This window comes from Petrocella atlantisensis (assembly GCF_900538275.1).
Taxonomy (GTDB): Bacteria; Bacillota; Clostridia; order Lachnospirales; family Vallitaleaceae; genus Petrocella; species Petrocella atlantisensis.
This window is the reverse complement of sequence record NZ_LR130778.1, coordinates 2,804,067-2,823,119: the sequence shown is the minus strand read 5'-3', so window position 1 is coordinate 2,823,119 and position 19,053 is coordinate 2,804,067. Positions and strand designations below refer to the sequence as shown.

General features: G+C 36.0%; 18 protein-coding genes and 2 pseudogenes. 6 read left to right on the top strand and 14 right to left on the bottom strand.

The features are described 5' to 3' along the window. Positions 1–42: 42 nt before the first annotated feature. Positions 43–1,784 (bottom strand): annotated as a pseudogene (locus tag PATL70BA_RS17240) (IS1634 family transposase). A gap of 728 nt (positions 1,785–2,512) precedes the next feature. Here PATL70BA_RS17240 and PATL70BA_RS13030 point away from each other — a divergent pair. After that, on the top strand, positions 2,513–3,370 hold the full coding sequence (locus PATL70BA_RS13030) for a DegV family protein (RefSeq protein WP_125137776.1): 858 nt from the start codon (positions 2,513–2,515) through the stop codon (positions 3,368–3,370). 10 nt (positions 3,371–3,380) lie between these two features. On the opposite strand, the gene PATL70BA_RS13025 is transcribed toward PATL70BA_RS13030, so the two are convergent. Then, entirely contained in the window at positions 3,381–4,232 is an 852-nt protein-coding gene (locus PATL70BA_RS13025) for a prephenate dehydratase (RefSeq protein WP_125137775.1), read from the bottom strand. A gap of 804 nt (positions 4,233–5,036) precedes the next feature. Here PATL70BA_RS13025 and PATL70BA_RS16310 point away from each other — a divergent pair. Together PATL70BA_RS16310 and PATL70BA_RS13015 are read left to right on the top strand one after the other, a co-directional pair. Continuing rightward, positions 5,037–5,591, top strand: coding sequence for a GGDEF domain-containing protein (locus PATL70BA_RS16310; protein WP_172596242.1), 555 nt, complete (start codon positions 5,037–5,039; stop codon positions 5,589–5,591). Then, positions 5,588–6,826: a GGDEF domain-containing protein gene (locus PATL70BA_RS13015; protein ID WP_125137773.1), complete on the top strand. Its 1,239-nt coding sequence runs from the start codon at positions 5,588–5,590 to the stop codon at positions 6,824–6,826. Before PATL70BA_RS16310 ends, PATL70BA_RS13015 begins: the two co-directional genes overlap by 4 nt. Positions 6,827–6,849: 23 nt before the next feature. On the opposite strand, the gene PATL70BA_RS13010 is transcribed toward PATL70BA_RS13015, so the two are convergent. Then, positions 6,850–7,605 (bottom strand): hypothetical protein, encoded by a 756-nt coding sequence (locus PATL70BA_RS13010; RefSeq protein WP_125137772.1) that lies wholly within the window; start codon positions 7,603–7,605, stop codon positions 6,850–6,852. Between the two features lie 308 nt (positions 7,606–7,913). Between PATL70BA_RS13010 and PATL70BA_RS13005 the strand changes: the two genes are divergently transcribed. Then, on the top strand, positions 7,914–8,933 hold the full coding sequence (locus tag PATL70BA_RS13005) for a LacI family DNA-binding transcriptional regulator (protein WP_125137771.1): 1,020 nt from the start codon (positions 7,914–7,916) through the stop codon (positions 8,931–8,933). 135 nt (positions 8,934–9,068) lie between these two features. Further along, positions 9,069–9,566 (top strand): SEC-C metal-binding domain-containing protein, encoded by a 498-nt coding sequence (locus tag PATL70BA_RS13000; protein ID WP_125137770.1) that lies wholly within the window; start codon positions 9,069–9,071, stop codon positions 9,564–9,566. 101 nt (positions 9,567–9,667) lie between these two features. Here the strand turns inward: PATL70BA_RS13000 and PATL70BA_RS12995 are convergent, their stop codons facing one another. From PATL70BA_RS12995 to PATL70BA_RS12985, 3 genes are all read right to left on the bottom strand, one after another. Beyond that, positions 9,668–10,828, bottom strand: a complete 1,161-nt coding sequence (locus tag PATL70BA_RS12995) for an iron-containing alcohol dehydrogenase (protein ID WP_125137769.1) — start codon at positions 10,826–10,828, stop codon at positions 9,668–9,670. Between the two features lie 70 nt (positions 10,829–10,898). Further along, a complete protein-coding gene (locus PATL70BA_RS12990; protein WP_125137768.1) occupies positions 10,899–11,090 on the bottom strand; it encodes a hypothetical protein in 192 nt (63 codons plus the stop codon). A gap of 9 nt (positions 11,091–11,099) precedes the next feature. After that, the gene (locus PATL70BA_RS12985; RefSeq protein ID WP_125137767.1) at positions 11,100–11,300 is read right to left on the bottom strand and encodes a hypothetical protein; all 201 of its coding nucleotides are present in this window, start codon (positions 11,298–11,300) and stop codon (positions 11,100–11,102) included. A gap of 361 nt (positions 11,301–11,661) precedes the next feature. Between PATL70BA_RS12985 and PATL70BA_RS12980 the strand changes: the two genes are divergently transcribed. Then, the gene (locus PATL70BA_RS12980; protein WP_125137766.1) at positions 11,662–12,027 is read left to right on the top strand and encodes a hypothetical protein; all 366 of its coding nucleotides are present in this window, start codon (positions 11,662–11,664) and stop codon (positions 12,025–12,027) included. Between the two features lie 12 nt (positions 12,028–12,039). On the opposite strand, the gene PATL70BA_RS12975 is transcribed toward PATL70BA_RS12980, so the two are convergent. The 8 genes and pseudogenes from PATL70BA_RS12975 to PATL70BA_RS12940 all read right to left on the bottom strand — a co-directional run bounded on the left by PATL70BA_RS12975 (position 12,040) and on the right by PATL70BA_RS12940 (position 19,033). Next, positions 12,040–13,410: a sensor histidine kinase gene (locus tag PATL70BA_RS12975; protein WP_125137765.1), complete on the bottom strand. Its 1,371-nt coding sequence runs from the start codon at positions 13,408–13,410 to the stop codon at positions 12,040–12,042. Then, complete coding sequence (locus PATL70BA_RS12970) at positions 13,407–13,979, bottom strand: response regulator transcription factor (protein ID WP_330510358.1); 573 nt, start codon at positions 13,977–13,979, stop codon at positions 13,407–13,409. The genes PATL70BA_RS12975 and PATL70BA_RS12970 overlap by 4 nt, the downstream gene beginning before the upstream one ends. A 68-nt stretch (positions 13,980–14,047) precedes the next feature. Then, positions 14,048–15,197, bottom strand: a pseudogene (locus PATL70BA_RS12965) (IS3 family transposase). Positions 15,198–15,249: 52 nt separating this feature from the next. Beyond that, positions 15,250–15,360 carry a response regulator transcription factor gene (locus PATL70BA_RS16400; protein WP_125137764.1) on the bottom strand — a complete coding sequence of 37 codons (111 nt, stop codon included), beginning with the start codon at positions 15,358–15,360 and terminating at the stop codon, positions 15,250–15,252. Positions 15,361–15,425: 65 nt separating this feature from the next. After that, positions 15,426–15,689 carry an SHOCT domain-containing protein gene (locus PATL70BA_RS12955; RefSeq protein ID WP_125137763.1) on the bottom strand — a complete coding sequence of 88 codons (264 nt, stop codon included), beginning with the start codon at positions 15,687–15,689 and terminating at the stop codon, positions 15,426–15,428. 13 nt (positions 15,690–15,702) lie between these two features. Then, positions 15,703–15,885: an SHOCT domain-containing protein gene (locus tag PATL70BA_RS12950; protein ID WP_125137762.1), complete on the bottom strand. Its 183-nt coding sequence runs from the start codon at positions 15,883–15,885 to the stop codon at positions 15,703–15,705. Positions 15,886–16,463: 578 nt separating this feature from the next. Then, positions 16,464–17,228 (bottom strand): DUF1295 domain-containing protein, encoded by a 765-nt coding sequence (locus tag PATL70BA_RS12945; protein ID WP_125137761.1) that lies wholly within the window; start codon positions 17,226–17,228, stop codon positions 16,464–16,466. An 11-nt stretch (positions 17,229–17,239) separates the two neighbouring features. After that, on the bottom strand, positions 17,240–19,033 hold the full coding sequence (locus tag PATL70BA_RS12940; protein WP_125137760.1) for a DegV family protein: 1,794 nt from the start codon (positions 19,031–19,033) through the stop codon (positions 17,240–17,242). Positions 19,034–19,053: the final 20 nt, after the last annotated feature.

The window sequence follows — 19,053 nt, the reverse complement described above, 5'->3', positions numbered from 1 at the left end:
TGAAATCCCTTATAAATAGGGGCTTCAAGCTTTTATATGTCATTAATTTTGCGTACTTTTTTTACTTTTTAGTCTTTTGTATATATTTTTCATTTCTTTGTCGCTGACAATCTGATAGTCTGTTCTAAATCCATAGGTATCATGTAGTGCATCTGTAAAATCAGTACGTGTATAGGTCGGAATAAAACCCTGTCCAGGAACGCAATAGAAGTTCATATCCTTTAACTGGCCGACGATTTCGTTCGTTGTAAACTGGTTGTCTAGGTCTTTCTCCAGATATCTATATAAAACAAGTGCTAGAAAACAGGTTGTAAAATGCGCTTTTATACGGTCGTCTCTTTGAAGATAAACAGGCCTTGCTTTAAACTCGCTCTTCATAATTCTAAAACATTCTTCAACTTCCCAACGTCGGTGGTTAATTCTAGCTATTTCAGAAGCATCTTCGTCAAGGTTAGTACATACTGCATAGAAGCCGTCATAGATACTTTCCTCAGCAACAGTATTTGAATTAAGATGGTAAAGTGTCTCTTCTGCAACTTCACCATCACTTGTAACATTGGTGGAAGCGATAAATCGTTTATAATCATTTTGTCTTTTCTTACCTATACTTTTTGGGTTAGTGCTAATGAGTTTTGTGGCACGTTCAAGTTGTTTGTTTCTGATCTGACGTTGATAATAACGGTATTTAAGAGAAAAGGTGACAATCAGTTTTTGCTCAAGATCATTCTCTTTAATCCATCTCTCTTTATAAAAGGTCATATTCTTATATTGCTCACAAAGACTTTCATTTTCATCAAACAGGTTTAAATCAAAGGTTTCTTTGGAATCATTGTGCCTCCATCCAGTTGGTTCTAAAGCCCACTCTTTTAAAACTGCTTAAGTTTTTGATGGATTGAGTTGTAATAAAAGAACGTCCATTTATATTATTAAACTTCCTATTTGCATTTGAAGATAAGCCGGCATCAGTACATACAACAAACTTGGATAGTTTGAAGTCTTCGATAATTTGCTTTTCTAAAGGCTTTAGAGTCACCTGCTCATTGGTATTGCCACTGTGAATGTTAAAAGCGAGAGGAATACCATCTCCATCCATAAACAAGCCCATTTCTACAATAGGGTTAGGACGGTTTTCTTTGGAGGGTCCATATTGTTTAAGGCCATCTTCTTGTTCAATCTCAAAAAAGTAGTTGGTACAGTCATAATAAAGAATTCGATCATTACGTTTAGAAACTGCTAGACTGTTTTGTAAAGCTGTGATTGTATGAAATCGGATTCCTTAGCGATAACTTCTAAAGACCTGTAAATGTTCTGTAATTCAAAGTTTGGCTGTTCGAGAAGACGTTTAGAAGATTCAAAGGTGCAAAGCTTGGAAGAAGGAAAAAGAATTCTTCCGTAAATCAAACGAGAGAGAATACCGTTAAGGTCATAGGTGAACTTGTGCCTTGAAGAAATATCGTTACAAATCTTATGAAGCCCTAACTGGTAATAAATCTGTTGAAGAAAAAGATAGCCACCGTTGTAGGAACGTTGAATCTCTTTATCAATAAGCGTGGATTGCCTAAGCTTGATAATAACCTCACGTTTTTGTTCTTTTTCTTGGCGATTAAGATCTTCGATATACTTTTGGCCCACTCTATGGGATTAGCACCATTTAGCTTTTTTTCTAAATCAGAATATCTGCCAAGTTTTTCGACGGTTCTAGTTTTTTGTTTTCCATCAACATAAATAGTTTCTATGACATATAATAATTGAACATTTTTAGAATTTACAACTTTCAGCCTCATAACAACACCTCCTAATACCCTATATTATATCATAGAACGTAGTAGAACGTAAATGAAAAGAGTAGAATTTGACAAAAATAAGCCTAAATAGGCTTGTTATAAGGTTTTCGCTGTTTTAGTTACTTCGGCAAGTGTCAAAGACCCGATACAAATTCGAGAATTGATGGAGGGTATCGAGTTTATATTCACCAGCTCTGACTATGAAAATGGTATTGATGATATCATAAATAGTATTGTAGAAAATAAACTTGAGGAAATTGTTGAATAAAGTGCTGTAAGATGGTATAATGTGATTAAGAATAGAGTTAACAACTCGAACTTATAACTTTAGGGTATAAAATCCCAACAAAGAAGAATAGAGCTAACAGCTCGAACAAATATTTATCGGGTGTAATAACCCAACAAAGAAGAAGCGTAATCTTTATGATTACGCTTTTATTTTATTACAATTATTAAAATTGATATATAAGTCCGTTATTTAGTCCCCAACGATTTAGACGCATCGGAACCCTCCTTTCTAAAGGGTTTGTGGGGCACGTAGATAGTTCGAATCTCGTTTCGCGCTTCATATAAAAACGCCTAACTTCTTATTATAAGAGTGTGGGCGTTTTTATTTTAACTTGAACTTATTGCTAATACTTATTATAATACATAGTAACAAGTATATTATCGATTGACATTATAACCACTTAAGATAAAGCCCAAATACGACAAGAGTGAGGTTACCTATGAGTAGAATTGCAATTATCACATGTAGTACAAGTGGACTTGATTATATAAAAGGCTATGAAGATGTAAAGATAGCAAGAACCACCATCATTATGAATCAAAAAGAATATATGGACGGACTTGATCTGAAGCCAAGTGACTTTTATAATCAACTGGATTGTCTTGAGGAAATACCTCAAACTGCTCAACCCTCTCCAGGTCAACTCCTTGATATCTATCAAAAGCTTAAAGACGAAGGGTATACCGATGCCATATATATTTCTATATCTGAGAACTTGAGCGGTACTTATCAAGGTGTCTGCCTTTCTAAGAGCTATGTTGATGACTTTAACATCCATCCTTTTAATAGCGGTTCAGCTTCTTATATAACAGGCTATATGGCGATGGAGGCATATCGTTTGGTTGAAGAGGGTGCTTCTGTCGATACGGTTATCAGCCATCTTGAAAAAATTAGAGAAAATGATTATATCTTTTTTATGGTCGATGATCTTAAGTATTTGGTTAAAAACGGTCGTCTATCCAACAGTGCTGCCTTTATGGCTTCAATGCTTAAAATTAAGCCACTTCTTGAGATGAATGAAGATGGTAAAATAGTGGCTTCTGAAAAGATTCGTACGACAAAAAAGGCGCTAAACCGAGTGATTGAAAGATTTTTCGAATCCACCAACAATGGTGCTGACACCCGCTTCATATTCCTTTTTCATACAGAGGCGCCTGAACACCTAGAAACAGTCAAAGCGCGTTTTGAGGAAGTAGGTATCGATACAGCAACACTTATTGATGCACCTATTTCTCCGGCAGTTGGCTGCCATCTTGGTAAAGGTGTCATCGGTATCGGGTATGTCAAGAATTTTTAATATAACTTCGTTATTTTTTGTCCTCTTTTAGCATAACGCGATAATATGAACCTAATATTTTAATATTGTACTTATCATAAACATGAGCAATGGCTACCCGCACTTGCTCATCTTTTTGATAGCATCCATCTATATCAATAAAGAAGTTATAATTGCCCAAGCCTGTTTTGGTTGGCCTGGATATAATTGATTTTAGATTGATTTTCTCTTTTGAAAAAGTGTTTAATATATCGCATAATAAACCAGGTCGATCTAGGTCGTCACTAACCACAAAAAAAGTCTTCCATGGTCGATTGGCAACCACTTCCTCATTAAGATGTTGTGATACTATAATAAATCTTGTTTCATTGTCCATAGAATCTGTTATATCTTCGATGACCGTCTTAAAATCATGACGGTTACTCAGCATATGTATGGGAATAATAGCACCTACCCCATCCTCACCTTTTATGACTTCTTCATAGGACTGACTGTTACTTGCTGTTGTAATGATGTCACGATCTCTAAACTGCTCTAGAAAATCCAAGCATTGATTCTCTGACTTGAACTGAGCATAGACCTTTTTAATATCATCTAAACATGCACTGTTGCCTACAAAAGCAAATCTAATAGGTAATACAATCTCATGAATAATTTTCAAATTGGTATGGGTCAACAAATCCAAGATAATCTGTACAAATCCGTCTAAGGTATTTTCGATAGGTATGACACCATATTTACAACTGGTCCCTACGGCATCAAATGTTTTACGCATGGAAGGATAGTAGGCCAATTCCATCTCTATATTTTGTGATTCTAAGTATTTTTGGGTCGCAAGCTCTGTAAATGTTCCCTTCGGTCCAAGTACTGCAATTCTATCCATTTTTTCTATCCTCTTAATCCTTAAGTAATCGTGTATTCATGCAAATTTGGTTCTTTAACCTTTTTATTATCCCATAAACTTCTAAGACTCGCAATCGACATTATTAATTCTCTATAGAAGAACACTTATATTCATTGATGGTCCTAATAATCTATGGTACAATTGACCTATTGAGATAAAGGGGTGTATCCCATGTTGGTTGATCCTATATTTACACTTACCATAAATGGAAATTTTGTCGGTACGCTTATCGCTAGTGTGATGATAGGTGCTTTCTCTTTGCTTTCAATTCTATACTATATATATATTGACAAGGATCGCTTACTCGTTTATGTCATCAGCTATTTTTCATTTATTTTCTTGAGTTTGATGACAAGTAATTATTTTCTGCTTCTGCAGTTATCCAACTTTACGCCTCTATATAAGACATACTACCCATTAATCATTCTTTTTTTTGATTATGCTATACTTTTTTCAGTTCTATGTGGCACCATGTATATTTTCCAGCGCAAACACCCATGGTTACGCCTAATATTTCTGTTTCTAATCCCTATTTTTTATGGCCTTAACTTCTACTATCCTAATTCAATACGCCCTTTATTTTATACTTATTTGGCTATAATCACTTTTTACAGCCTTTATCTTTCTATATATGAAATGTTTCATCGGTCTTTTTATAAGTATCTTTTTCTTCTAACCATTTATCTTTCCCTTTTAATCTATTACACGATAGCATATCGGTTTACTCTAAACGGTACCTCATTAAGATCTTTAGATTGGGTTTTTTCTCTCCTATTGGTCTTTATGTCCATTGTTTTTTTCCTTCTACGCTATAAAAAAGTTTTACAAGAAAAAGACTACCTCTATGAAAAATTGACCCATGATAGTTTAACCCATTTATATTCAAGAAGTTATCTTCTTGAAGCTTTAAACCACATCGAAAGAGGTACTTTACTCTTTATTGATCTCAATAATTTTAAAGTCGTTAATGATCAGTTGGGTCATGTCGTCGGCGATCAACTTCTCCTTGATTTTTCAGATTATCTACTCCAATACAATTCTATGAACTTCCTTCCTTGTCGATATGGTGGAGATGAGTTTGTTCTACTTATTTCAGAAGATAGTATAACTTCCTTGCAGATTCACGACTTTTTGGATACGCTTATTGATCAGTTCAGAACCATTCTAATGAACAATGATCTAAGTAATTCAACCATCGGTCTTAGTATCGGTATGGCAACTTTTCACGATTATAATGGAAATGATGCCATCATACATGCTGATCTTGCTATGTATGATGCAAAAAAAGCCGGCAATAATAAGATTGTCGTCCATGATGATGGGATGGTGAGAAAATGACTTCTTTACAAAATACATTTGAAATTAACCTTACTTTCTTAGGCACCTTACCCACGATCATTGTGCTACTGATTCTAATTATGTTATACATCATCACCTCCCTGTTTATACAACGTCTTAAATATATAGGACAAGCTGTTCTTATTGAGTGTTCTATCCTAGTCACTTTAATCATCTATTTATTCTTGACCCATGCCCGTACTGATCTTGAGATTTTTAACTATTCAAGGCTGTTATATCTTTCATATATCGTATTAGCAGCTGTTATCGTTGGTGCCACTTCTTGGATGACAAAAAAGAAAACAAAAATCCCTTTTATCTTGGCGGTTATTATGAGTACCATTATCATTATCCTAATTTTTTCTAATGATGTTTGGTTTATCACAAGAGGCGTCCAATATGGTAGCACGCCTTCAGCCGTCAAAGGTCCCTACTTTTTCGTTTTTCAGCTTTATTCGATCTTGCTCGCTCTTTATATACTGGTTGATTTTATTTTGTTATATTATCGCAATAGACCTTTATTTAAAGAAATTTGGCTTTTATATGGTGCCATATTGCTCTATTGTATTCATACCACTTATCTAAGCTATATGATTATAAAATACCCCTATAGCAACCCCAATCTATACCTTAGTACCTTGCTTTTTGCCACTTTAAAAACCATCTATACTTTCAAAAAAATCAAAGAAACGATTGTAAAACGAGAATCTTACTATCAAGCCTATCTTTATGATGATTTGACGAGCCTCTTTAGCAGAAATTATGCTCTTGAAAACATACATCACTTACTAAATGCCGTTCATCTGAAAGATTATTACTTTGCTATTATTGATGTGGACCATTTCAAAAAGATTAATGACCGTTATGGCCATCATATGGGTGACCTTATCCTGAAAAACTTGGGTTCAATACTAAAAAATCAGCCCCCATCTTCTGTTATAAGTGGTCGACTTGGTGGGGATGAGTTTATTATGATTTTCAAAGAAATGTCCAAAGAAAAAGTCCAAAAGAACCTAGAAAGCATTCTTAAGGACTATAATGATATGATTGCACATATGGGCATCCAAATGAATAACACACAAACCGGTCTAAGCATTGGTTATATCCCTTTTCGTGAAGGTATGAAAGAAAAAGATATACTAACTATGGCCGATGCCGCCATGTATGAAGCTAAAAGTAAAGGTAAAAATACCATCGTTCTTAAGCTTGAGGAAGATCCTACTGTCATGGTATGATCCACAAACAATCATGATTACATTTAAGTTGTCCACTGATGGTTAATGATTCCGACCAAATACCAAACGGATCCAACTTCTTCATAAACCAGTGTAAGACTGGACCAATCCAGACCTTCATAAATAGGGTCAAACCCATTAAAATGGTATTCAATATAATCACCATTGGGATATACAGTTTCTAAATTCTCAATCATATTCCCAAAATGTACAGTCGTATTGAAACCCATAATCTGAGGATTCATATAATCTTCGTCATAAACAAAGGCATCAAAATAGTCTAAAGCTGTCATTTGAATAGGCTCTCCTGTACCATCATAGGCCCCCCATAATATAAGCGTTGGATCAACTGCCATATTGGCAACTTGAGCACTTGTAAAAACAACATCATTTACTGTATCAACGTAGGTATAGGGTGTGAACCTAACCCCTTGGGTCGGATGAATAAAAGTAGATAGGGTAGCAAAATCCTGATTGTTCATCGCTTCAATAACATCTGCTGATGTATTGACAACGCTGGAGCTTGGTCCACTTGAACTACTTGTAGCTTCTAACTCAGTAGCAGAAATATCATCTTCCATAGCGGTGATTGTTTCTTCTAAAGATACAATCTCTTCTTCCATTACGACTAGCTCATTTTCTAACTGACTGTTTTCTGCTTTTACACTTTCGAGTTCACTTTTAATTTCTGATATCTGCGTTGCAGAATTGTTACAGGCTGTCAGTGTTAATAACGATATAAGCATTAGGGTCCATAATATTTTTTTTGATGTTTTCATAAAATCACACCTTTCTATTTATATGAAATTCATTCTCAATATGATTTATTATACCATATAATTACACCTTTTTATAGACATCTTCCTAATTCCAGTTATTTTTATCCGATATAAAGCCAGTTATACTGAAAAGCTTTTCATGTAAATGCTTAAGTCAAATTCACCCTATCATCATACACGTTTCCCTATACTTCCGGCTATTCTCCCTATTCTTAAGGTCTTTTTCTATGCTTTATGCCAATTGACTTAACGCATCCAATAAAGTAAAATGTAACTATTAAATATGAAAATTTTCAAGGAGTGAACAGATGAATATCAAAGATGTGGCCAATTGTGCCGGTGTCTCAATCAGTACTGTCTCAAGGGTCATCAATAATACAGCGAAAGTAAGTGAAGATGCACGTAAAAGAGTCGAAGCTGTCCTCAAAGAAACGGGGTACAGGCCTAATTCACTTGCAAGGGAACTGCAACAAAATAAAACTTATACCATAGGTGTCTTAATTTGCGTTACAGAACTTAGTATGAGTTCACTTAGTCAATCTATCAACGCCATAACAGATGTATTAAAAGCCAATAACTACAATATCATGCTCGCTAACAGTCGATACCATGCTGATGAGGAGTTAAGTATCTTTAATACTTTTAAAGAGAAGAGAGTCGATGGTATCTTATATTTTGCTGCCGGTTTTGCCAAAAAGCACTATGCCATGTTGAAAAACTATAAGATTCCGATTGTTATGATTGGACAAAAAAGCAATTATATAGATATGCCTTATGTCATTCATGATGACTTTTATGCTGCCAAAACCGCTACGGAATATTTGATTCAAATGGGCCATCAAGATATTGGTTTTATTGGCTTACCGGATTACGATGAGGCTGCCGGCCTGGAACGTAAAAAAGGATATAAACTGGCCCATGAGATGAATAACATCCCCCTTAATCCAAGTAGAATGACTGAAGGTGACTTCAGTATTGAAAGCGGTTATGAAGCTATGAAAATACTCCTAAAAAATCCGGACGATCGCCCTACTGCAGTTTTTGCCACTACAGACTTTATGGCTATCGGTGCCATTAGCTGTGCCAATGATATGGGTTTAAAAGTGCCTGATGACATTTCCGTGATGGGTTTTGACGATGTTCATGTTGCAGCTTTTTATCAGCCACCTCTCACAACCATCCATACTGACACCCATGCTGTCGGTACAAAAGCTGCCGAACTTTTACTTAGTCTTATGGACAAAGAGAACCCTAATAAAATCACCAAATATGTTGCCAGTTATTCCTTAATGGAAAGGGGTAGCGTCCGACCTTTATCATCCATTTGATTTGGAGAATTTATTTTCGAAAAAATCATAAATATGCTATAATGAGCATTGATTATAGACTGGGCTCTATATTAGTAGCTTCTTTGCTTCTAATATAGCCGAGTTATCGATTTTTCATAAGAAAGGATATATACTATGTCACTTATATCAGATTGGAAGGATCTTGCCTATCAGGATAGAAACGGGGAAGACTATGATGCTTTTTGGGGGGATTATCTTCCAAAAGAACAGGTTATTTATGAAGCTATACTCGCCACACCTGATCAAATCATTAAAGGAACTGTATCAGAGCTCGCCAAAAGCTACAACATGGATAATATGACCTTTGTCGGATTCTTGGATGGCATTAACACAAGTCTTAAAAGTGAACTTGTGTTGGAAGACGTTAAAGCAAGTACCTTGATTCACCTTGATGTTGATCTTGAAAAGCTCTATTTCAACATGTTACATGCTAAAGCCGACTGGCTTTTTAATCTTCCAGCTTGGGATACCATCTTCACCTTAGAAAAAAGAAAAGAAATTAAGAAAACTTACAACCAATCAAAAATCATTGTTAAAGATAAGAAGATTGGTCGTAATGATCCTTGCCCATGTGGTAGTGGTAAAAAATACAAACAATGTTGCATGAACTAAAGTAACTTTGTCAACTAAACCGACCCCCAACTGTTAGATTTAGATCTAACAGTTGGGGGTCGGTTTAGTTGACAGAACCTCTTTTTTGTATGATAAAAGTTCTATAAAGCCGCTTCTAAAATTCTTCTAACATCTTGTTTACGTAAAATTTTTAAATGGCCTAAAGTATCCCCTAAAAATGCATGGTCAATGACCGCATCTAATCTCGCATCATCAATTTTTACGTGGCTCAATCGACTGGGCATTTCCAAATACTCATAATACCTTCTTGTGCGTTCAATACCCTTCTTTGCAACGCCCATATCGTCTTCATCTACAATGCCCCATACTTTTCTGGCAAATCTCGCAAATCTGGTCACATTTTTTTCATCAAGCACATACTCCATCCAGTATGGAGCCAATATTGCCAGTCCATCCGCATGGGTTATGTCATAAATGGCACTTAGGCCGTGTTCAACAGCATGATTAAAACCTTCAAACGTCTTACCCCTATTGGTCATGCCACTAAGGGCAACCGCACTTGCCCACATTAGATTTGAACGGGCTTCGTAGTTATTAGGCTCAGCTATAGCTATCTTACCATATTTTATGACAGTCGCCATAACAGCTTCGCTCATGGCATCTGAGAGCTCTGCATCTTCCTTGGCACTAAAATAGAACTCATATAAGTGGGTTAAAGTGTCTACGATGCCGCAAGCCGTTTGATGCGGCGATACAGTATAGGTATATGTAGGGTCTAATATAGAAAATTTAGGCCACATCCATTCACTTGAAAAGCCTCGCTTTTCCTTTGTCTGTGTATTACTAATCACAGCATTACCATTAAGCTCAGATCCCGTCGCTGAAAGTGTCAATACGACACCAAGTGGCATAGCTTTTTGAATTTTTGTTTTATAACTTACCAGATCCCAAGGGTCACCGGCATAATAGACGGCTGCCGCTATGGTCTTTGAACAATCAATAACACTTCCCCCACCCACAGCCAAAATAAAATCAATCTTCTCAGACAGGCATATTCTTACACCTTCATTAACTGTTTCCAATCTAGGGTTCACATCTACACCTGAAAGTTCAACATATGTGATATCGCCCAACTCAAATACAGCCATAACATCATCATAAACACCATTACGTTTAATGCTACCATGGCCATATACCATCAAAACCCTGTTGCCATATTTCTTTATTTCAATACTCAAATCTTTGATTGCACCTTCACCAAAATATACTTTTGTTGGTATGTGCATGTTGAAGTTCTTCATCTTTATTCTCCCTTCATCAAGTTATATTCTAACAACAAAAGGCAAACCCATTTTTCGAAACGGATTCACCTTAGCCTGCAGTTTGATTTTCAATTAATTTATTATAAACTTCAATATCCATAAGAACCATATCAACACGATTGTTGACCAACACACCCGCATTTCCTCGGCTATGTACCAGTTCTCTGACATCTTTGAACCTTCTTCTTAAATCATCACTATTAATCAGAACATCCGCTCTAATCTCCTGAAATCCATGCATACCAGTCCCCTACCCAACTTTTTCTACTTTTAATTCCTGCCATATCTGATTCAAGACTTCATCTACCTGTTCTTCAGATAGTTTTTCAAAAATCTTATGATCACTATGATGTTCAACGGTGTATCGGTAATCACCTTCATAGTAGATATCGATATTCATTCTTTCGTAGGCAAATTCAACACGCTGGCGCATGTTTTTGAAACGTAACATATCATCACTCTCCCGAAATAATATTAGAATAATCATACCACATGTTTTAACAAAACACAATTTATTTTCATCAATTTTTAATAATTTTTTATTGTATTTTTAATAATATTTTTTATTGTTTTAATATAGTTTATTATTATTATATTTTTATAGTATTTATATTTTAAGTTTAAATCACGTTTTATATTTATGTTATTAATATATTTATATCCTCAATTAAAAGTATAAATAAAAAGACGATTATTAGTCGTCTTTTTATTTATACTTTATGCTTTTTTCTATCTTTATATTTTAAAAGATGCTATAGTAAGAGTTGATTCTAATAGACAATTGTCTACGAAAAAATAAGTGAGGTATTTTCATGAAACATAATATCGTTCTACAACATATACAAGATTATGGCTATAATATTATTCCAACTAACTTAGAGGACTTCCTAGGCTACCACTGTTTTAACCCACTATCGTTAAATACATTTATCTTGATTATTTTAGATAAAGAGCTACAAACCCCAAATAATCCTGAGTCAATCATATCTTTAGAGTATGGGTCAAATTTGCCCTTTATCTATTTAATCCTTGTAGATGATAATATGGAAGCGGTAATTGATTTTGCCGAATCTTCTTATGGTCAGGATGTACCCTGTTTGATCTATGATTCAGATGATGAGGTGGAATTCTTTTTGAAAGACTTATGGAATACCATTGTTGACCTAACTAAGGACTAAAATAGTTTGTTACTAAATCACTTTAGGTATCTTAATCGTAAACTCAGTTCCAACATTAAGCATTGAAGTCACATCTACTGTGCCTTGGATGCTTTTTAGATTCTCCTTCACAACATGCAACCCGATGCCTTCACCTTGTGTTTTGTTTGCATTACCACCTCTATAGTAAGCATTAAAGATTTGGCCAATTTCTTCTTTTTCTATACCTATGCCATCATCTTTCACACTAATACAGACACGGCCGTCTTTTTCTTGATAGTTTACAACGACTCTGCCATTACCATTCGTATACTTATAGGCATTGGTCAATATATTGTAAATTGCTTGGCTTAACTTGTAAGGGTCTGATTTTATTTTTATCTTTTCATGACTATTAAGCATCAGTGTTATGCCTTTTCTTTCAAATTGAACCGATAATCCTTTTACAATTCTTGTAAGCATCGCATGAACATCAATTTCCTCAACCCTAACCTCATCCATATCTTGGTCAGCATCGATCATACCACTCATGTTCTCGATTATAACCGTTAAATCTTCAATCTGATTCTCACAGGTTTTGATTTCATCTTCAGTAAAATGTATTAATCCATCTTCATAGCCTTCAAAATGAGACTTCAAGATCGTTAAGGGTGTTCTTGTTTGATGGAGCAGGGCATCTGTCAGATTTTTTCGACTCCTTTGTTTAAGCTTCAATTTGGATCGAAGTGCTTCCAAACGCTCCTGTATGATTCGGATTTCCATGACTTTAGATGAATGGATTTCCAAATCTTCTCCTATATCAATCTTCTGTGCTAACACAGATGTATCTTTAAGATCCCTGCTCATTTTCTTGCTAACAATCAACCCTATAACAACAGACATAATTATCACAAGCCCAACAGATATCAAACTGTTGGTAAATAGAGCTACTCTAAACATCCTTGTTGCCATAGAATTCTCTAGTGAGCTATAGCGCAAGATATTGAGTTGACCAATTTTTGCGCCTGTATCATCTTTGAGATCAATACGATCCATTTCTTCAAAGAAGCCACCCATCATACTAGACATCATACCTTCTCGCATCATGTCCGGTCCGAATCTCTGATCTTTAGATACTTCAATAAGAAGTTCGCCTAGGGCATCATATAACTTAATACTTGTAATCGGATCACTAAGATGTGTTTCCATATCCATAACCATTTGATTTTTATTCACATCTAAATTCTGCAGGCTTCTCTGTGAGTATAAAGTAATCTGTTCTACATGTGCTTCATAGTTTTTTGTGGTATATTCAAGAAAATATCTGTTTATAAGCGCACTTAGAACCAATGCATTAACGGCGACAGATAGTACCGCTATAAATATAAGAACACTCAACCATTGTTGTCTTATTGATACCATCATTTACCTCCAAACATGTAGCCGGCGCCATATTTTGTTATCAGTATTTCAGGCGCTTTGGGGTCGGTTTCTATTTTTTGACGAATGCGTTTTATATAACTGTCAACGTTACGGTCATACCCATCATAATTCTGTCCATAAGCCAATCCAATCAACTGCTCTCTACTTAGAACCTGACCTTGGTTTTTAAAAAATGCGCACAACAAGCCATACTCAGCAGAGGTGATGGTGATTTCCTCTTGATTTTTGTATAGCTTCATGCTTCCTATATGCAGACTTAAATCTTTGTATCTGTATACCATGGTCTCTGATTCATGATAAACCCTTTTAAGTAGAACTTTAATTCTTCCCATGAGCTCCCTCGGACTAAAAGGCTTAAGTACATAATCATCTGCACCTTGTTCAAAACCCTTAATTCGATCTATCTCTTCTTTTTTTGCTGTCAACATAATCACCGGCACGTCGGATATTTTTCGAATCTCTTTTAAGACCTCAAATCCGTCAATGCCAGGCATCATGATGTCCAGTAGGACAAGATGAATCAAAGACTGACTAAAAAGCTCAAGGGCCAAAAAACTATAATGTGCACGCTTGTCAAGACACAAAATCAAGAAATCTTAGTTATGAACTCCTTTCTTGATTATGCAGCTTTTTCAGCAGTAGCGTAATAGATTTCTGCCGGTGTTTTATACTTGTAACTCTGATGCCCTCGATCATAATTGTAATGCTGAATGTATTCCCTTGTTATAGTTTTACTTCTGAGACCGTCTCTGGATACATTAAGTATAGTCGTTCCCATTTGTATGATCTAAAGAAACGTTCAATGGCTATATTGTCCGTTGCACGGCCTTTACCATCCATGCTGATTTTAATGGATTCGTAGCTTTTAATAAGCTCGATGTACTCCCTTGAGGTGAATTGTACACCTTGATCACTGTTTATAATTTCAGGCTTGCCATGATTCCTGATTGCTTCTTTAACAACTCTAGTGACTGATTCAGCCTGTAATGTATTGCTGATAGAATAACCGACTATAAACCTGGAATACCAGTCTATAATGGCTGTTATATATACAAAACCCGTTGGGGTTCCTATGTATGAAATGTCAATCGACCAGACTTGATTCGGCTTTCTAATCGCTAAGTTTCTTAATAGATACGGATACGTTTTTGCTTGCTTTGCACGTTTACTTAGGTTTGGTCCTGGATAGAAGGCAACAATATCCATTTCCTGCATATATCGCTTTACCAAACGCCTTCCGATTTCGTAGCCAAGTTTGTGGAGCTCATTACGGATTCTGCGCACACCAAAAGAGGGTTCCTTAAAGTGAATACGATCGATGGCATTTTTAATATCAATCTCCTGTTTCGAGGGTGCGACTGGAACCGGTATATGATAAGCGGTTGATCTGGGCAATCCGAGTAACTGGCATTGACGCATAATAGTCAGCTTTGAACCACTGAATTCAACTAATGCCTTTTTTTCCGAAGTTGTAAAACCTGTTCTTGTTTTTTTTTAAGATAATCGACATCCATAGAAAGTTCACCAATCTTTTTGATGAGGATCTCCTTTTCCTCCTCGTATTCTTCTTTGACTTTCTGAACGTCTTCGCCTTTCTTATCAAAGACAGCAGGCATGTTGCTTATGAATTCCGTTTTCCATCGGCTCAGAACTGGCTGAGCTATATCATACTTTTTTGAGATTTCGGCAAGAGGTGATTCCTCACGCAAAATCTCCAATACTATATTTGCTTTTTCCTGGGGTGTCCAAGTTCTTCTTTGTCTACTCATAGTCTTCATTATAACTTATTTTCTAGGATCTGTGTCCAACACTATGTGTACATTATAAACCATCTTCTGCTACGAGAACTTCGTAATCTTCTTTCTCGAGATATTTTATAACAATATCTCGAATCTCTTTTTGATCTTCAACCATCATAATCTGATATTTCATCCAATCACCTCATTTTGATTCTACAGGAGCATGACTGAATTGTCCATCTTCCTAAATCTTTCTTCCTATTTTTTTAACAGCAGATCTTTTTTCTTAGTATATTCTTCTTCAGTCAGGTCACCTTGAACATATTTCATTTTCAAAATATCCAGAACATCTTTGTTGTCATGTCTATGGGTTGATTTATTAACCAAATAAATAACTGTAAAAATGATTGTCAATAAGACAACCGCCATAATCAGCATATGCCAGCCGTAACCTAAGTAACCACCTGACCAACACGCACCACCTCTATAACCGCCTTGAAAACCTCTTTGAAACATCATCATCGCTTATTCCTCCTTAACCTTTAATGGTCTTCATCATTCTCGTGAAAGTCTCTTCATCTATTTCGCCAGTTGCGTATCTTTGCTTCAAGGTTTCTTCCGGACCTGTCTTAGCATCGCTTCTAAACCCAGTAACCTTTTGTTCTTTTACCATATAATAAATACCAAATCCAATCAGTGCAAATACGAGTAACATCATAGTACTACCTCCTTCGTTTTCATGTATATTGTTATATCCTCATTATAGAATCCAAATATGGCACAATTATGATTTGATCGTCAAAATTATTTAGTTGAACTATTGCATAGGATATATAGTTGCGAATGCTTCAACGCAATCTATGTATTCTATGTAATAAGAGAAACTTAATTTTGATAGTCAAAATTATATAGTTGAGCTATTGCATAGATATTTAGGCAATCTGTGAAACTTAATTTTGGGATTTTGATCTTATTATGATTAAGGGGGATAAAAAAACAAGCATTCATTTTCTATCTTTTCTCATAGAGAGATGCGACAAATGAACACTTGCTACTATGCAATAATATAAAACATTTCGAAGGTCATACACACTGTGGAAGGGGTTTCATGGGACCTACTGCAATTATTCAAAACCGACCAGGAAGTTCCTGGAATCAGTGTGTATGATGGAGCAAGACAGCAGGAGCTGTCCGCCGACTTTTGGTGCAGGACGCACCAACTGGAGGCCGTAATCATATACACTGTGGAAGGGTTTTCATGGGACCTCTTTATATAATATTTCTTTTTAACCTAACCTACATCTTCTTAGGAAACCAGGGAACAAAAACCGGTGTCACCGCCTTATAAGCCTTGAAATCCTCTCGATCCTTATACTTCTTCTCAAGCAATGGAACACCGGATACATACCTTAAAAAAAGAGTGATCAACAACGGACCAATAAAAGTCCAAGTTGTGCCGGGTGCTTCTAATACAGTCAAATAAATACCCCACCAAATCATAGCTTCACCAAAATAATTAGGATGCCTAGTATATCGCCATAAACCTGACGTAATAATCTTACCTCTATTCTCCGGCAAAGCTTTAAACCGCCTTAGTTGTTCATCACCAATCACCTCAAAAAGATAACCAATAACAAAAACGATACTTCCAATTAAAGAAAAAATACCTAGATCAACTGATTTACCTACAAGCGCAATAATCGGAAGTGCTACCACATACATAACCACCATCTGGAGCATATAAACATTCAAAAAAGCTTTTAACCTAGGCCATTTGTTGCCCCATCTAGCACGCATCTGAACATATCTATAATCTTCGGGTTTGCCGATGTTACGTTTAGCCAAGTGTATTACCAACCTCACACCCCACAGAAGAACAAAAGCCGTGGTGAGTAAATGCACTGCACTTAATTGCTTACCAAGAATCAAGCCGGCAATGGCCAGAATCACAAAACCACCACCCCATCCAATGTCAACAATGGAGTTGTCCGATAAAACCTGTCCGAGTAGAAACAGACCTGTAAAATATATAAAAAGTATAATTAAAGCTTGTATAAACATAATATCCCCTCCTAATGGGTGATATAACCTACCGCTATTGCGCCATCACCTGCACCTATAGCGATGATTGAGGATACATCTTCTAGGTAAACCGGCGCCATTTCTAATACTCGTTCTAACTCTATAGCGTATGCTTTAGCAGCTTCTAGGTTATTCGCATGGACGACACAATAAGCCTTCAAACCTACCGTACCGTTGATTTTAATCAATTTTTTCTTGATTTTCTTTAGACTGGCCTCATGACTAAAAGCAAATCCTCCAAGTCCGCCTTCACCTTTAGGATCTAATGTTACGATAGGCTTAAGGTTAATAAGATTGGCAATTTTTCCACCTTTTGTACTCAGTCTACCTGACATAATCATTGCATTAAGATTCTTGACACTAACTAAAATCTTACTTCTTTCTACCAAAGTCTGCATCGTCTCTATAATCTTATTATAAGGCACGCCCTGTTCTATGAGCTTCGCACATTCCATAACCAATAGTCCTTGGGCAGCTGAATTTTGCTTTGAGTCAATAACTGTAATTTTGGATGGATTATTCTCTAACTCAGTGGCCGCTTTTTGAAAAACATTATAGGTACCACTTAATGCCTTTGAAACTGTAATCACAATAATCTCATCATAATACGCTTGCAGATTTTGAAGCTGAAAAATAACGGTCTGTCTATCCGGTTGTGAAGAGGTTGCACGCTCTTCACCTTCTTCTAGTAATCGAATAGCTGTCGTATTATCTATAGTGATTCGATCAATATATATATCTTCCTTATGGAGGATATTCAAATTAATAACCTGTATCTGATGTTTTTCAATAAATGTTTGTGGAAGATCTGCAATAGAATCCGTTACCAATCCTACTTTATATTTACTTTCATTCACCAAACTGCTTTGCATAACCATATCATCTACTTTTTGAAAGGTAATCTGTCCTATATTTCTCAGTTCTCTAAAAAAATCAGCTGGCTGATTGGTGTGTATATGAACACGCATCTTGCGCTCATTGCCAGCTACTATTAATGAATTGCCAAAAGTATGAAGATCATTTTTTATCTCTTTAAGTGGCCGCTTTAAGTCTGTCATCATCGCTTCTGTACAATACCTATACGTTAAATCAACATTCTCATGATGCTTAACTTTTACCAATGGTTCTAGTTCAAGCACGATATCCTTAGAGTTATACTTTATTTGTGTATCATGATCACCTTTTAAAAATTGTAAAAAGCCATCTATAAAATGGACAAATCCCTTGGCACCCGCATCTACAACAGCAGCTTTTTTTAGACTCGCCAATTGATATTGGGTCTTAATGAGTGCTTCTTCAATGTCACCATAAGCATAGCTCAGTAACTCTCCAAAATCTGTGGTCTTCTTCATAAAGCGATAAAGGGCTTCTGACCATACACGAATCAAAGTTAGCATCGTACCTTCTGTAGGCATCTCAACAGCATCATAGGCATAATCGACTGCCGTCTTATTGGCTTCAACATAATGACGAATGCTAATGATACCTGCACCTTTTTCCAAACCAATACTTACACCACTGAGGTACTGGGCAAATATAATACCTGAGTTACCTCGCGCTCCTATGATTGCAGCGTCAGCTATTGAGCGCATGGTATTTCCAATATCCTTTTCCAATTTGGATTCATTTAGAATACTGTGCATCATTGAAGAAAGATTTGATCCCGTATCACCATCAGCTACCGGAAAAACATTTATGCTATTGAGTTGGTTTCTATGTCGGATAACTTCATGAGCCCCTGCCCGATAAGCGTGATAAAGAATCATATTTGAGATTTCATTCATAGTTCAAGCCCCCTTATGAG

Bases quoted from the DNA above. Each gene is read 5' to 3' on its own strand.
- PATL70BA_RS12980 (WP_125137766.1), top strand. From the start codon at position 11,662: ATGAAACATAATATCGTTCTACAACATATACAAGATTATGGCTATAAT.
- PATL70BA_RS13015 (WP_125137773.1), top strand. From the start codon at position 5,588: ATGACTTCTTTACAAAATACATTTGAAATTAACCTTACTTTCTTAGGC.
- PATL70BA_RS13005 (WP_125137771.1), top strand. From the start codon at position 7,914: ATGAATATCAAAGATGTGGCCAATTGTGCCGGTGTCTCAATCAGTACT.
- PATL70BA_RS12940 (WP_125137760.1), bottom strand. From the start codon at position 19,033: ATGAATGAAATCTCAAATATGATTCTTTATCACGCTTATCGGGCAGGG.
- PATL70BA_RS12990 (WP_125137768.1), bottom strand. From the start codon at position 11,090: ATGCATGGATTTCAGGAGATTAGAGCGGATGTTCTGATTAATAGTGAT.
- PATL70BA_RS12950 (WP_125137762.1), bottom strand. From the start codon at position 15,885: ATGATGTTACTCGTATTTGCACTGATTGGATTTGGTATTTATTATATG.
- PATL70BA_RS13025 (WP_125137775.1), bottom strand. From the start codon at position 4,232: ATGGATAGAATTGCAGTACTTGGACCGAAGGGAACATTTACAGAGCTT.
- PATL70BA_RS13030 (WP_125137776.1), top strand. From the start codon at position 2,513: ATGAGTAGAATTGCAATTATCACATGTAGTACAAGTGGACTTGATTAT.
- PATL70BA_RS12975 (WP_125137765.1), bottom strand. From the start codon at position 13,410: ATGATGGTATCAATAAGACAACAATGGTTGAGTGTTCTTATATTTATA.
- PATL70BA_RS12955 (WP_125137763.1), bottom strand. From the start codon at position 15,689: ATGATGATGTTTCAAAGAGGTTTTCAAGGCGGTTATAGAGGTGGTGCG.
- PATL70BA_RS12945 (WP_125137761.1), bottom strand. From the start codon at position 17,228: ATGTTTATACAAGCTTTAATTATACTTTTTATATATTTTACAGGTCTG.
- PATL70BA_RS12985 (WP_125137767.1), bottom strand. From the start codon at position 11,300: ATGTTACGTTTCAAAAACATGCGCCAGCGTGTTGAATTTGCCTACGAA.
- PATL70BA_RS12995 (WP_125137769.1), bottom strand. From the start codon at position 10,828: ATGAAGAACTTCAACATGCACATACCAACAAAAGTATATTTTGGTGAA.
- PATL70BA_RS13000 (WP_125137770.1), top strand. From the start codon at position 9,069: ATGTCACTTATATCAGATTGGAAGGATCTTGCCTATCAGGATAGAAAC.
- PATL70BA_RS16400 (WP_125137764.1), bottom strand. From the start codon at position 15,360: ATGAAATATCAGATTATGATGGTTGAAGATCAAAAAGAGATTCGAGAT.
- PATL70BA_RS16310 (WP_172596242.1), top strand. From the start codon at position 5,037: ATGTCCATTGTTTTTTTCCTTCTACGCTATAAAAAAGTTTTACAAGAA.
- PATL70BA_RS13010 (WP_125137772.1), bottom strand. From the start codon at position 7,605: ATGAAAACATCAAAAAAAATATTATGGACCCTAATGCTTATATCGTTA.